Source organism: Pseudomonas putida W15Oct28 (assembly GCF_000708715.2).
Lineage (GTDB): Bacteria > Pseudomonadota > Gammaproteobacteria > Pseudomonadales > Pseudomonadaceae > Aquipseudomonas > Aquipseudomonas putida_R.
Genome location: NZ_JENB01000051.1, coordinates 1 through 14,114, shown reverse-complemented (window position 1 = coordinate 14,114; position 14,114 = coordinate 1). Strand labels below are relative to the sequence as shown.

General features: G+C 63.3%; 10 protein-coding genes. 4 read left to right on the top strand and 6 right to left on the bottom strand.

Features of this window, described 5'->3' with window-relative positions:
• The first annotated feature begins 69 nt into the window (after nt 1–69).
• The 4 genes from AK81_RS24290 (at nt 70) to AK81_RS30535 (ending at nt 5,999) form a co-directional block, all read left to right on the top strand.
• Entirely contained in the window at nt 70–975 is a 906-nt protein-coding gene (locus tag AK81_RS24290) for a LysR family transcriptional regulator (RefSeq protein WP_043203303.1), read from the top strand.
• A 115-nt stretch (nt 976–1,090) separates the two neighbouring features.
• Complete coding sequence (locus tag AK81_RS24285) at nt 1,091–2,050, top strand: hypothetical protein (protein WP_043203301.1); 960 nt, start codon at nt 1,091–1,093, stop codon at nt 2,048–2,050.
• Complete coding sequence (locus AK81_RS24280) at nt 2,047–5,229, top strand: T6SS effector BTH_I2691 family protein (protein ID WP_043203300.1); 3,183 nt, start codon at nt 2,047–2,049, stop codon at nt 5,227–5,229. The genes AK81_RS24285 and AK81_RS24280 overlap by 4 nt, the downstream gene beginning before the upstream one ends.
• Nucleotides 5,229–5,999 (top strand): DUF6708 domain-containing protein, encoded by a 771-nt coding sequence (locus tag AK81_RS30535; RefSeq protein ID WP_241496114.1) that lies wholly within the window; start codon nt 5,229–5,231, stop codon nt 5,997–5,999. The genes AK81_RS24280 and AK81_RS30535 overlap by 1 nt, the downstream gene beginning before the upstream one ends.
• A 120-nt stretch (nt 6,000–6,119) precedes the next feature.
• Here AK81_RS30535 and AK81_RS24270 read toward each other — a convergent pair whose 3' ends face one another.
• From AK81_RS24270 to kdpF, 6 genes are all read right to left on the bottom strand, one after another.
• Nucleotides 6,120–6,815 carry a response regulator gene (locus AK81_RS24270; RefSeq protein ID WP_043203298.1) on the bottom strand — a complete coding sequence of 232 codons (696 nt, stop codon included), beginning with the start codon at nt 6,813–6,815 and terminating at the stop codon, nt 6,120–6,122.
• A complete protein-coding gene (locus AK81_RS24265) occupies nt 6,812–9,466 on the bottom strand; it encodes a sensor histidine kinase (protein ID WP_043203296.1) in 2,655 nt (884 codons plus the stop codon). Before AK81_RS24265 ends, AK81_RS24270 begins: the two co-directional genes overlap by 4 nt.
• Before the next feature lie 157 nt (nt 9,467–9,623).
• The gene (gene kdpC, locus AK81_RS24260; protein WP_043203294.1) at nt 9,624–10,175 is read right to left on the bottom strand and encodes a potassium-transporting ATPase subunit KdpC; all 552 of its coding nucleotides are present in this window, start codon (nt 10,173–10,175) and stop codon (nt 9,624–9,626) included.
• A 10-nt stretch (nt 10,176–10,185) separates the two neighbouring features.
• Nucleotides 10,186–12,240 carry a potassium-transporting ATPase subunit KdpB gene (gene kdpB / locus AK81_RS24255; protein WP_043203292.1) on the bottom strand — a complete coding sequence of 685 codons (2,055 nt, stop codon included), beginning with the start codon at nt 12,238–12,240 and terminating at the stop codon, nt 10,186–10,188.
• A 9-nt stretch (nt 12,241–12,249) separates the two neighbouring features.
• Nucleotides 12,250–13,944: a potassium-transporting ATPase subunit KdpA gene (gene kdpA / locus AK81_RS24250; RefSeq protein WP_043203290.1), complete on the bottom strand. Its 1,695-nt coding sequence runs from the start codon at nt 13,942–13,944 to the stop codon at nt 12,250–12,252.
• A gap of 9 nt (nt 13,945–13,953) precedes the next feature.
• The gene (gene kdpF, locus AK81_RS24245) at nt 13,954–14,043 is read right to left on the bottom strand and encodes a K(+)-transporting ATPase subunit F (RefSeq protein WP_003251485.1); all 90 of its coding nucleotides are present in this window, start codon (nt 14,041–14,043) and stop codon (nt 13,954–13,956) included.
• Nucleotides 14,044–14,114 lie beyond the last annotated feature (71 nt).

Sequence of the window (14,114 nt, the reverse complement as noted above, 5' to 3'; positions counted from 1 at the left end):
TGTCCTGTAGGCGCATTAGTGTTCATAATTTTTAGCAACAAAAGATGATCATCATCAGGTTTACTGACAATGGCCTTTACCAGTGACTCTCTGGCAATCTTCCTCGCGGTGCTGGATGCCGGCTCATTCTCCGCCGCCGCCCGCAAACTGGGCCGTGTGCCTTCGGCCGTAAGCATGGCAATCGCCCAACTGGAAGCGGAGCTGGACATGCCGCTGTTCGACCGGGCCACGCGCAAAGCCTTGCCCACCAGCGCTGCCCTGGCGCTGGAGCCCCAGGCCAGGCAGGTGATCTGCCAGCTCAACCTGCTGGATGCCCAGGCCCTGCAACTGCACAAGGGCTTGGAAAAACGCCTGACCATCGCCATGGCGCCCGAGCTGCAGACCGGTCGCTGGAGCCAGCCACTGGAAACCCTCGCCCAGGAATTTCCCAGCCTGGAAATCGAGGTACGTTCGGCCACCCAGACCGAAGCCATTCGCCTGTTGCATGACGGCAGTGTGCAACTGGCACTGGTGTTCGAGCGGCCCGGCATCGACGAGCGTGAGTCGTTCCTCGAAGCCGGCAGTCAACTGCTGGTGGCCGTCGCCTCACCACGCCATCCGGCCGGGCAGAACAGCGGTACGCCAATGCCTGAGGAAGCCTTCGCCGAACAACGGCAGATCATCGTGGCCTCGGGCAAGGCCACCGGGTCGGACCCACGCATGGTGCTGTCGCGGCGCATCTGGCTGACCGACAGCTACCTGGCCACGCTGGACCTGGTGCAGTCCGGGCTGGGCTGGGCCTACCTGCCACAGCCGCTGGTTGAACCGCTGATTGCTTCGGGCGCACTGGCCGAGGTGCGCTTTGACAACATGGCCAGCCGCCTGCGCCTGTGGGTGGACATCATCTGGATCAAGTCACGCCCGCTGGGCCTGGGGGCCAGGCGTTACCTGGACGTCATGCGCCAATGCTTTGAAACAGAATCCCCAAGGTCCTGAGCCGCACCATCCGAAAACGAAAAGTCCTACAACACGTTAGGAAGCCAATAACTCCCTACAGAATTGATTCCTCGTTAGATTTCTGCTCGTCATCAAGAAGACAAAGGAACTTCTCATGTCGAGCCAGTCCGCGCAGGGCTACCTGCAGTGGGTCGATCGCTTCGCGACCCAGCTGCGCCAACCAGAAGAAGCGCTCTATCTTCTTCTGGACCCGTTTGCCGGGTGCACCCCAGAGCACCCGTTAAGCATTGCATCGCTCACCGAGACGCTGGATAGCGACGCCGTAGTCCGCGTCGACAGCCACGGGCTGGTCCAAGACCCGCACGACTGGCCCGCCCTGGTGCAGATCGCCAAACCCGGCGCAGCGCCCACAGCCCTTGCTGCACTCAGCGCCACCTGCGCCGCACGTGAGGCAACGGCCACTTGGCACTATGTGTGTGGCTGGCTGGTCAGCGAGCAACCCGCCGAGCTCATCGCCCGACACATCAGCCAGCAATGCCATGTGCTGCACCAACCGCCGCCGCACGGCATCACGGCCTGGTTCGAACCTGTTCGCCTGGTGTTGCTGCGCGCGACCCTGCGCAACGCGGGCCAGGTCCTTGGGCCCATTCGCAGCTGGCTGCACCCCGATGGCTGTGGCAGTTGCGCGGTGTTCGAACGACAAGCGCCGGCTGGCGAACTGGTCGTGCCCGAGGCGGCAAGGGCTACCCAGCACGTCGCGCCCCAGATCATTCAGCTGCTCGGCGCCTGGCGCCGGCTGAATGCCGTGCAGCAAACCAGCGCACCCTGGCAATTCACAGGCCCATCAGGCTTGCCGGAAAGCGCGCCCGTTCATGCCATGAATCTGCTCCTCAAGGCCTTCAGGCAGGGCCTTCGCGACCGTGCCGATATCCAGTGCATGTGCCTGCACATGGTCATGGTCCACCCACTGCTGCTTCAGCACCCCACCATCCAGCACGACGTGGCACAGGCAGCGGCCGGCGTACAACGCCTGGCAGCCCGTTTCGCCTGCTACGACGACCGCACCTGGTCGCACATCGTGGCGGCCCTGCCGCAGGCAAGGAGTTATTCATGAGCATCAGCAAAGCCGTCCACATTGCCATGCAGGAAGAGATACCCAACACATACGGCAGCTGCAATGCCTGCGAGCGCTCCGGCCTGCCGATCATGCTGCTGCGCGAGGCCTATGCCCCGCGCCCTGATACAGGGCGCCCCTATCGGCTGGCGGACGACAGCGAAATCACCTTCCACCCGATGCATACCGACCAGTTGCGCCTGCTGCGCCAGGGTTATGTCTACGTACTGCTCGACCAGCAAATCTGGCAGGCCTACGCGGTGGCGGCAGAAGGCACCTTGCAGCGTTTCCCTGCGTCGCAGATGCCCTCGGGGCCGCCCAGGTCATTGCCCAAGATGTGCGCCACCGAAGGCCACGATGTGATCGCCTCATTCATCAACATCAACACCTCGCTCTACCGCAAAGCCTGGGTCGCCTTCGCCAACGATCCCTGGCCCCTTGCCGTACTCGACCGTTATCGCAAAGGCATTGCCGACGGTGACACGGGCACCCTCGCCCGCTTCGTCGAGGTAGACCTGGAGACCGCGCGCAACGACCCTGCCAGCATCGGCATTGCCATGACCGACAGCTTCCGCTTCGGCATGGAAAATGTGCTGGAGTTTTCCACGTTCTCGTCAGCCAAGTTCGCCAGCGCCCATGGCTTTTACAGCCGTTTTGGCAAATGGTCTGAAACCAATAATCACGTGCGCAAGATCATCGCGCAGGAACAACTGCCCAACGGCGTGCTGGCACTGACGCTGCCCGACCCGGTCGGCCTGGTGATGGAACTGAACGCCCAACGCACGGGTTGGGTGCGGGCCATGCAGGAATGGCGGGCGCAACCGCAGCGGCACTTCGAGTACTTCACGTCGCAGGCGTTGTTGGGCATCCAGCAATTGCACGCCGCCACCGCCGCCGCGCAAGGGGCCGAGGACGCCGAACGTGAGGCCCGGAAGGTCGAGCAGTGGAACAAAACCCCGCTCGCGGTCAAAACGCATCTACCCGCAGTGGACATCGAAGCACAGACCGCGCGCAACACCGCACGCCAACAGCAAAAAGCCCGTGAGCGGCTGGAAAAGCGCTACGACGAACGCGCCCGCGCGGCCTTTCAGGCCGACTACGACCGCGAACTGAAAAACTGGCAGTCAATGGTCGACCAGGTGGGCAAGCTGTATGCGCACCACTACGCCAAACGCGCGTTTCAGCAGATCGGCTATTTCGACTATGACGCGAAAGATCCTGTTTCAGTCGAGCACTTCATCCAGATGATGGCCGCCTGCCTGGCCGGCGGGCCCACCGAAGCGCTACCCGCAGAAGGCCAGCCGCTCGGGATGACCCAGCATGTCTGGCAGCAATTGCTGGAGGATGAGCAGAGCTTGTTGTATCAGGCGTTACTGGCCAAGAACCGGGGCTTGATGCAGCAAGTGGCAGGGGCGCTGTCGGGGGATGACTTCGGCAAGGTGTACGACATCATCAAAGGCATCGCCGGCACTGCCGATGGCCAGTTGCTAATGATCAAGCCGATACAGGATGCCATTGGCCAGTTGCTGGCCGCGACCAACAGCGCTGGGAATGCACTCAGCCAGCATCTCAGTGAACGGACCAAGACCCTGGTCGGCCATGTGCATCGTTCGGCATTTGCACTGTTCGCCGGGCAGCAGGTGACCCCGCTGCGGGTGTCCCTGACAGTGGGCGAATACATGAGCTTGCTCAATGAAACCGTGCAGATAAGGACTGATGCGTTTCTCCAGCAGATAGACAAGCAATTCCGTGACCCCGTGGGGCGCAAGGTGCGCGCCATGGTGCTGAGTGGCGCGATCAATATTGCGGCAGCGGTCAACCGTAACCAGATGATCGAGGTGGTGCTCTGGACGTTTGAAAGTGCCGAGAGTTTGCAGGCGCGGCTGGCGCAGTTACGGGAAGGTGCGGCCGGTGGCGTCGGGGCGCTGGTGCGCAATATTGCGATTGGTGCAGGTACGCTGGGCGCTCAGGTTACCGGCGGATTGAAAGTCAGTTCGATGGCCGCGCAGAGCGTGGCAAGTGATGCCATGCGCAGTTTACGGGATGCGGCAGCTAGCTCGGGAAGCGTACGCTTGCTCCTTGCCTTGGGCAGTATGTGGTTTCAGCAAGACAGTCTGGGAAAGAACTATCGAACGTTGCAGGAAACACATCAGAATAATCCAGAGGCGCTTGCGGCGGTCTGGTCTTCATCGCTTGGGTTGTTGGGTGTCGGCATTGAAGCGGCAGGGCTTGCTATCGGACTTGTACGGCCGAAGATGCCCTGGTCCGGAATGGTAACAACGACTTCGCTGGGAAGCAGCATTGCCAAGTATGGCGGCGCTATAACCGCACTCGCCAGTACTATGGATGCAGCGCAATACCTGAACGCATACACCCGGACTACACGACAAGGAGACCACGCCTCTGCCAAAGGCTACTTTCGTGCTGCCACATTGACTACAATCTCCGCAGGCTTTGGCGTTTACTCCGCGCTATTCGCTAGCTCCCTGCTAACCCCTCTAGGCTTCGCGATAGTTCTTGGTCTGGCCGCCTATACGCTGGCGATGTATGCCAAAAATCAAGAGTCTTCATTACTGGAACTGTGGTCTCGGCATAGTAGATGGGGTACACCAGAGGTACATCGACGCTGGGTAAATCCACAAGACCTAGATACCTCGATTGGTGCGCTGAACGCGGCAGCGCTAGGTATTCAGGCGCATGCCTCAATTGAAACCAGATTTCAACAATCTCACCGTACGCAAACGCCAGGCCAAACTGGAACTTTAATCAGCGATGGCGCTGCTGTCGCAGCAGGATTCGATCTAGACTTGTACATTAGCCTGCCAAATTTCAGTACTGAGGCCGCACAGTACGAATGGCAACTGACAGTGTACCCAGGAGGGCTCAACAGCCAGCCATTTTATCTCTCCGGCAATAGTTCTCGCCCAAACACAATCGAATACATTCCCGAACAAACAAAAAATGCTTTTTCTAGCCCGAACAATGTAAGCGATTGTTTGCACTCCAAAATCACCAATGAAACACTGCACATCAACAGCTCAATCCCACTACACGAAAACCACTGCATAAAGTCCATTGAACTAACTCTCACTTACTGGCCCGACAAGCGGGACACGTCAGGTTACGCAAAGGTGACAGCGAGAGAGAACAATCTATCCTCCCTAAGGAGTCTATTCTAATGTCCCGCCCGCGCCTAAACCCGCCCTGCACAGGCTGGATGGAAGACCTCCCCTGCCCGGAAACTCCTTCAACTGTCGAAGCCATATTAGGTAACCAGAGTGCAAACCACCAAGACCCGATCTACCTTGAGATCCCCAGAACACTTGGATGGGCGAGAGAAATTCTGGCTCTGTTTTCACTACCAACAATCGCCTTCACCACTCTCCAGCCTTCCCTCATAAAATCCAGCTTTGAACACCGAGACTTCGAATTCGCATTCATTGATATTTTAATACTCGCCTGCGGAATATGGGCATCGACTTTTTTTGTTCGAGTAAGCATATCTCCCCCCCGAGACGAACCCCTTCGTTTCAATCGCGCACGTAAAAAAATCTATGCATACAACTTCAAGTACTGCTGGTGGAATCCCTTCGCAATATGGAAGGTCGAACCAGTCTGCTACGACTGGTCCCAAGTCCGCGCCGAACGCTGGTCACAAACCGGCGCCCTGCCAAACGGTGGGGTCATTTTCAAATGGGGTGTCATGCTCTCCATCGTCGCGCCAGGCACGAACAACGTCATCGACCGTTTTCACCTGAGTACCATGGGCGCCGACCAGCACGCCTGGGCCTACATCTGCACCTATATGCAGGAAGGCCCCTCGGCGCTGCCGCCCCCTGGGGAGCCCAAGGACCACAACGATGTGCTCTGGTGTGAATTCGCCCTGCGCCTGGCACCTCGAGTAGTGTGGCCCGCAGCAATGGATCTGGAGTCGAGAACAGCTCCCTGAGCCTACCAGGATCCTGTGGGAGCGGGTTCACCCGCGAACACCGGCGAAGCCGGTGCCATGCGCTGCGTTGGATTCTTCGCGGGTGAACCCGCTCCCACAGGATGCGTGCTTTGTGATGAGTTACGTGGTCGGCGCCACCAACCTGTACCCCACCCCTGCCTCGGTAATGATGAACCGTGGCGCCGTGGGGTCATCGCCCAGCTTCTGCCGCACGTGCCCCACCACGATCCGCAGGTAATGGGTGTCTTCCACATGGGTAGGCCCCCAGATGTCCTTGAGCAACTGCTGCTGGGTAATCACCCGCCCCGGGTGCCCGGCCAATAGCGCCAGCAAGGCATATTCCTTGCGCGTCAACGCCACTTCGACACCGTCCAGGGTCACCCGGCGAAAAGCAAAATCCACGGTCAGCGGCCCAAAGCTGGCCGCCACTTCCGAGCCACCGGCCTGCGGCACCTGGCGCAGCAGGGCCCGCACCCGCGCCAGAAATTCCTGGATGCCAAACGGCTTGGTCACATAGTCGTTGGCCCCGCCGTCAAGCGCATCCACCTTCTGCACCTCACTGGCACGCACCGACAACACCATCACCGGCACCGCGGTCCATTCGCGCAGTTCACGCAGCACCTGCTGGCCGTCCATGTCCGGCAGGCCCAGGTCGAGCACCACAAGGTCCGGCTTGCCCAGTGCAGCCTGGGCCAGCCCTTCCTGGCCGGTAGCGGCTTCGAGCACCTTGTAGCCCTGCGAGGCCAGGCTGATACGCAGGAACTTGCGGATCTGCGGTTCATCGTCGATGACCAACAGGGTGGCGGACTGGCTCATGGGGTTTCGCTTTCAGCTTCTGGTTGAGGGGGTAGCGGCAAGCATAAAGTGATGCCGGTGCCCTGGCCATCGATGCCTTCGCCCACCAGAATCTGCCCGCCATGGGCACCGATCATGCCCTGGCAGATAGCCAGGCCCAGGCCTGTGCCCTGCCCGCCGCGGTCACCACGGGCAGCGGTATAGAACATGTCGAAGATCTTCTCGCGGTCGGCTACCGGAATGCCGGGGCCCTGGTCGCTGACGGTAAAGCGCAACTGGTCATCATGCACGGTCACCTGCAGCTCAAGCCGACCATTGGCCGGTGAGAACCGCGCAGCGTTTTCCAGCACATTGACCAGCGCCTGCTCGATCAAAGCCGCATGCACGAACAGCAGCGGCAACTCCGCCGGTACTTCGGTGTGCACGCGCAAGGGTGCCAGCACCACACGTAAGCGGTTCAGCGCACTACCGACTATGTCGGCCGGGGCCACCCAGTCGCGGGCCAGCTTGAGGCCACCATGGCCCAGGCGGGTCATGTCCAGCAGGTTCTGGATGTAGCGATCGAGGCGTTCGGCCTCGTTGCGGGTGCCCTCCAGCAGCTCGCGGCGGTCTTCAGCCGGTATCGCTTCGCCCAGCGCCAGCAGGCTGTCGATGCTGCCGCGCATGGCGGTCAACGGCGTGCGCAAGTCATGGGATACGGAGGCCAGCAAGGCACTGCGCAGTTGCTCGGTTTCGCCATGCAGGCGCGCGGCCTCCAGTTGTTCGGCCAAGCGGGCGCGGGCCAGGGCCTGGGCCAATGGCTGGCCGAGGGCCATCAGCAGGCGCCGGCGTGGGTCGCTGAGTGGCTGCCCGTTGCGGGGGCGCACGCCCAGCAATGCCAAAGGCTGTTCGTCCACCGCCAGCGGCCACCACCACCAGCGGCCATTGGGCAAGGTGTCGCTGCCATGGCCAGCGGCCTGGCCGTGCTGCCATGCCCAATCGGCGGCGGCGCGTTCGGTGTCACTGAAGGCGTGGGCTTCGCCGCTGGCCAACTGCAATTGGCCCTCGGCGTTGCGCTCCAGCAAGCACACTTGCATGTCCTGCCAGCCGTCCAGATGCTGGCCGGCGGCATTGAACACGGCCTGGCGGTCAGTGGCCACAGTCAGCCGGCGCGACAGATCGAGCAGCTGGCTGGTCTGCGCCTGGGTTTCGCGCAGCGCCTGCAACTGTCGGCGCTGGCGGGCGGCAAGGTTACCGGTAAGCGCGGCCATCAGCAGGAAGAACACCAGCGTCAGCACATCTTCTTCGCGCTGGATGCTGAACGAGAAGTTGGGGGGAATGAACAAGAAGTCGTAAGTCAGGAATGACAGCGCGGCGCAGGCCAGCGCAGGCCCCAGGCTGCTGCGCACCGCCACCAGCAACACCGCGGCCAGGAACACCAGCGAGATGTTGGGCAGTGCCAGCACACTCGACACCGCCCAGGCCAGCCCCGCCGCCATGACTGTGGCCAGCAGCGCCAACAGGTAGTGGCGCCACACCCACACCCGCCGCACCGCCGACCGCGGCGCTTGCGGCTGCACGTCGCGGTCCAGCACGTTGATTTCCAGGCCATGGCTTTCGCGCAGCAGCCGCGCGGCCACACCGGCACCGAACAGGCGCCGGCGCAGGCGGTCACGGGACTGCCCCACCAGCACCAGGCTGGCCCGCCGTTCGGCGGCATGCTGGATCAACGTGCGCGCCACTTCGCCAGCCCTTAGCAGCACCACCTCGCCGCCCAGGCGCTCGGCCAGTTGCTGCGCGGCTTGCAAGCGGTGACGTGCGGTTTCGTCGCGCAGGCGGCCGTTGTCCACATGCACCAGGCTCCAGGGCAGGTGGCGGCGTTGCGCCACGCGGCTGGCATGGCGCACCAGGCGCTCAGCCTGGTCGTCGCCATCCACCCCCACCAGCAAGCGCCCGCGCAGGGCTGGGGCTTCCTGGCCGCGCTGGCGATAGCCGTGGGCCAGGTCGGCATCGACCTGCGCGGCGGCAGTTTGCATGGCCAGTTCGCGCAGGGCGGTGAGGTTGGTTTGCGAGAAGTACGCATCGATGGCCGCCCGCGCCTGCTCGGGCACATACACCTTGCCTTCACGCAGGCGTTCGAGCAGTTCGCGGGGTGGCAGGTCGATCAGCACCAGTTCGAAGGCTTCCTGCAGCACCCAGTCCGGCAGGGTTTCACGCACTTGTACGCCGGTGATGTCGCGCACCTTGTCGTTCAGGCTTTCCAGGTGCTGGACGTTGACCGTGGTGTACACGTCGATGCCGGCGGCCAGCAGCTCCTGCACATCCTGCCAGCGCTTGGCGTGGCGGCTGCCGGGGGCGTTGGTATGGGCCAGTTCGTCGACCAGTGCCAAGGCCGGCGCGGCCTTGAGCAGGCCGTCGAGGTCCATTTCCTCCAGGGTGACGCCACGGTATTGGCTGCGCAGCAAGGGCTGCTGATGCAGCCCACCGAGCAACGCTTCGGTTTCGGCGCGGCCGTGGGTTTCGACCACTCCGGCCTGCACGTGCACGCCTTGGCGTTGCTGGGCGTGGGCGGCCTGGAGCATGGCGAAGGTCTTGCCGACGCCGGGGGCGGCGCCGAGGAACACCTTCAGCCGGCCCCGGCCGGTCCGCGGAAGGTTAGCCAACAGCGCATCTGCGCGGGCGGAATCACTCATGTTTCATCCTTCAGGATTTGCGACAGTCGACCTAAGGGCCTGCTTTGCATGCCTTCGCGGGCACGCCCGCTCCCACAGGTACAACGCCCCCTTCGAACATGGCGCTGTACCTGTGGGAGCGGGCGTGCCCGCGAAGGGCCGCAGAGCGGCCCCAATATCAGTGGTTCAAATGCTCAAGCGCCTGGTTCAGCGCCAGCACATTCACCACCGGCGGGCCGATCAATGGGTGGAGGGTGGCCTCTTCCTGCAAGGCTTGCAAGCGCTCCACCGGCAGTTGTCGCGCCGCCGCCACACGCGGGATCTGATAGGCAACGGCCTCCGGTGGCAGGTGTGGATCGAGGCCGCTGCCCGAGGTAGTCAGCAACGCCTGCGGCACCGGCCCCTGCTGTGCCTGATACAGCGCAGCCGCCTCCCCCTTGACCCGCTCGGCCAGCGCCGGGTTGCTTGGCGAAAGGTTACTGGCACCGCTGGCCACCGTGGCGTAAGCGCCCGCCGAAGGCCGTGCATGGAACCAGCCATCGCCCTTGAAATCCTGGGCGATCAATGCCGAACCGCGCACCTGGCCCTGGTCATCCCGCACCAGGCTGCCATTGGCCTGTTGCGGAAAAACAACCTGGGCGATGCCGGTCACTGCCAGCGGATACAGTGCGCCGGTCACCAGCGTCATCAACAGGGCCAGGCTCAACGCCGGGCGTACATAAGCATTCATGGCGGCCTCCTCAGACCAGGTTCAGGGCATTGAGCAGCAGGTCGATCAGCTTGATCCCGGCAAACGGCACCACAATGCCGCCCAGCCCGTAGATCAGCAGGTTGCGCCGCAACAGGTGCGCCGCACTGGCCGCCTGCACGCGCACGCCACGCAGCGCCAGCGGGATCAGCACAATGATGATCAGCGCGTTGAACACGATGGCCGACAGGATCGCGCTCTGCGGGCTGGCCAGGTGCATCAGGTTGAGCACGCCCAACTGCGGGTAAATGGCCGCAAACAGTGCCGGCAAGATGGCGAAGTACTTGGCCACGTCGTTGGCAATGGAGAACGTGGTCAGCGCACCGCGGGTCACCAGCAACTCCTTGCCGACCTGTACTACATCCAGCAGCTTGGTCGGGTCGCTGTCCAGGTCGACCATGTTGGCCGCCTCGCGCGCGGCCTGGGTGCCGTCGTTCATGGCCATGCCCACATCGGCCTGGGCCAGTGCCGGGGCGTCGTTGGCGCCGTCGCCGCACATGGCCACCAGGCGGCCGTCGTTCTGTTCCTGGCGTATGCGCGCCAGCTTCTTCTCAGGCGTGGCCTCGGCCAGTACGTCATCCACCCCCGCTTCGGCGGCGATGGCAGCGGCGGTCAACGGGTTGTCGCCGGTCACCATCACCGTGCGGATACCCAGCTTGCGCAGTTCGGCGAAGCGCTCGCGGATACCAGGCTTGACCACATCCTTGAGGTGGATCACGCCAAGCAGGCGCTTGTCGATACACACCAGCAGCGGCGTACCACCGCTCTGGGCAATACGCTCCACTTCGCGGGCCAAAGCCGGGGGCATTTCCAGGCGTTGCATGCCGACGAATGCCAGCACGGCATCAACGGCCCCCTTGCGGTAGCGGTGCTGCTGGTAGTCGATGCCCGACAGGCGCGTCTCGGCGCTGAAGGCCACGGCCTCGAACTGCCCGGCGGCTGGCTCGACAAAGTCGTGCAACTGGCGCAGGTACTCGACAATCGACTTGCCCTCGGCGGTATCGTCAGCCAGCGAGGCCAGCAAGGCGCCCTCCCCCAGTTCCTTGGCAGCGATGCCCGGTGCTGCATGCAGGGCGCTGCAGCGGCGGTTGCCGAAGGTGATGGTGCCGGTCTTGTCGAGCATCAACGTGTGCACGTCACCGGCGGCTTCCACCGCACGGCCTGAGCGGGCGATGACGTTCAGCCGCACCAACCGGTCCATGCCGGCGATGCCGATGGCCGACAGCAGGCCGCCGATGGTGGTGGGAATCAGCGTCACCAGCAATGCGGCCAGGAAGATCAGCGGCAAGCTGCCACCCACAAAGTGGGCGAACGGCTGCAAGGTCACCACCACGATCAGGAAGATCAGTGTCAGGCCGATCAGCAGGATATCGAGGGCGATCTCGTTAGGGGTCTTCTGGCGCTTGGCACCTTCGACCAGGGCAATCATGCGGTCCAGGGTCGACTCGCCCGGGTTGCTGGTAATGCGGATCAGCAGCCAGTCGGAGACCAGCCGTGTATTGCCGGTCACCGCCGAGCGGTCGCCACCGGACTCGCGGATCACGGGTGCGGACTCGCCGGTAATGGCGGCCTCGTTGACGGCCGCGATGCCTTCAAGCACCTCGCCGTCACCGGGGATCATCTCACCGGCAACCACACGTACCACGTCGTCCTTGCGCAACGCGCCAGCCGCGATGGTCTCGTAGCTGCCATCACGCTGGCGACGCTGAGCGGTCAGGCCTTGGCTGCCAGCCTTGAGGCTGTCGGCGCGGGCCTTGCCACGGCCTTCGGCGAGGGCTTCGGCGAAGTTGGCGAACAGCACGGTAAACCACAGCCACAGGGCGATCTGCACGGCAACACCCGTGCTCACGCCATTGTCGGGGGCGAAGCACAGCACGGTGGTGAGCACTGCGGTCAGGGCCACTACCAGCATCACCGGCGAGCGCTTGAGCTGGCGCGGGTCGAGCTTGACGAACGCCTGCACCAGCGCCGGTCGCCACAGCGCGGCGAAGCGGGTCTGGTCCTTGGCAGTGTGCCGGGTATTCACTTCAGGAATGGGCATGTTCATGATCGGTCCTCAAAAACCCAGGCTCAGGTGTTCGGCGATTGGCCCCAGGGCCAGTGTCGGCAGGAAGGTCAGGCCACCGACCAGCAGGATGGTTACCAGCAGCAGGCCGGTGAACAGCGGGCCATGGGTAGGGAAGCTGTTCTGCCCCTGTGGGGCGCTTTTCTTCGCCGCCAGGCTGCCGGCCAAGGCCAGGATCGGCAGGATGTAGCCAAAGCGGCCGATGAGCATGGCCAGGCCGATCATCAGGTTGTGATACACCGTGTTGGCGCCAAAACCGGCAAACGCCGAGCCGTTGTTGGCCGTGCCCGAGGTGTAGGCGTACAGCAGCTGGCTGAAACCGTGCGCCCCCGGGTTGCTGATTGCCCCCGCCGGGCCTGGCAGGCTGGCGGCAATGGCGCCAAGTACCAGCACGCCGACCGGCATCACCAGCAGGGTCGCCACCAGCAACTGCACCTCACGGGCCTGCAGTTTCTTGCCCAGGTATTCCGGGGTGCGGCCAATCATCAGCCCGGCCAGGAACACCGCGATCAGAACGAACAGCAGCATGCCGTAAAGACCTGCCCCGACGCCGCCGAAGATCACCTCGCCGACCATCATGTTGACCATCGCCACCATGCCGGTCAGCGGGTTCAGGCTGTCGTGCATGGCGTTGACCGAGCCGTTCGAGGCCGCGGTGGTGGTGACCGTCCACAGCACCGAACCGGTGGTGCCGAAGCGGCTTTCCTTGCCCTCCAGGGGGGCGCTCTGCTGCACCTGCGGGCTCTGCAGCGCGGGGCTGGGTTGGTGCTCGGACCACAACGCCGTGCTGCCACCGATCAGGAACAGGGCAAGCATGCAGGCGAGGATGGCGCGGCTCTGGCGCAGGTCCTTCACGTAGTGGCCGAAGGTGAACACCAAGGCCACCGGAACGAGGATGATCGACGCCACCTCGAACAGGTTGCTCCAGGCCGTGGGGTTTTCGAACGGGTGCGCCGAGTTGACGCCGAAGAAGCCGCCACCATTGGTGCCCAGTTGCTTGATGGCGATCTGGCTGGCAGCCGGCCCCAGTGCAATGGTCTGGTCAGCACCCTGCAAGGTCAGCGCATGGGCATAGTCGGCAAAGGTCTGCGGCACGCCCTGCCATACCAGCAACAGCGCCAGCAGCACGCACAGTGGCAGCAAGCCGTAGAGGGTGGCACGGGTCATGTCGACCCAGAAGTTGCCCAGCGTCGACGTGCTGCGCCGGGCAATGCCACGGCACAAAGCGACCAGCACGGCCAGGCCGGTGGCGGCGCTGACAAAGTTCTGCACGGTCAGGCCGAGCATCTGGCTCAGGTAGCTGACCGACGCTTCACCGCTGTAGGCCTGCCAGTTGGTGTTGGTCACGAAACTGACAGCGGTATTGAACGCCAGCGACCATTCCTGGCCTGGCAGGTGCTGCGGGTTGAGCGGCAGGTAGCCCTGCAACAGCAGCACGGCGAACAGCAGCAGGAACCCCACCAGGTTGAAGGCCAGCAGGGCCAGGGTGTACTGCCGCCAGTTCTGCTCCTGGCTGGGGTTCACCCCCGCCAGCCGGTAGCAACCCTGCTCGACCGGGCCGAGTAGTGGCGACAGCCAGGTGCGCTGGCCTTCCATGACCTTGAAGTAGAACCGCCCAAGCCAGGGTGCCGGAAGCAGCACGATGGCAAAGAACGCCAGGAGCAAGGCGAAATCGTAACTGTGCATGGTCGCTCCCTAGCTGCGGTCGGCGCGCAGCAGCGCCACCAGCAGATAAAACGCCAAGGCCACTGCCAGCAGCAGTGACAGCCCGTCGAGCATGTTCATGAGTGGTTCTCCCCGTGGTGCGGCTTGGGCCGCTTTGGGGAAATTGTCTTAGGGAGGGGCGTAAAGGGGCG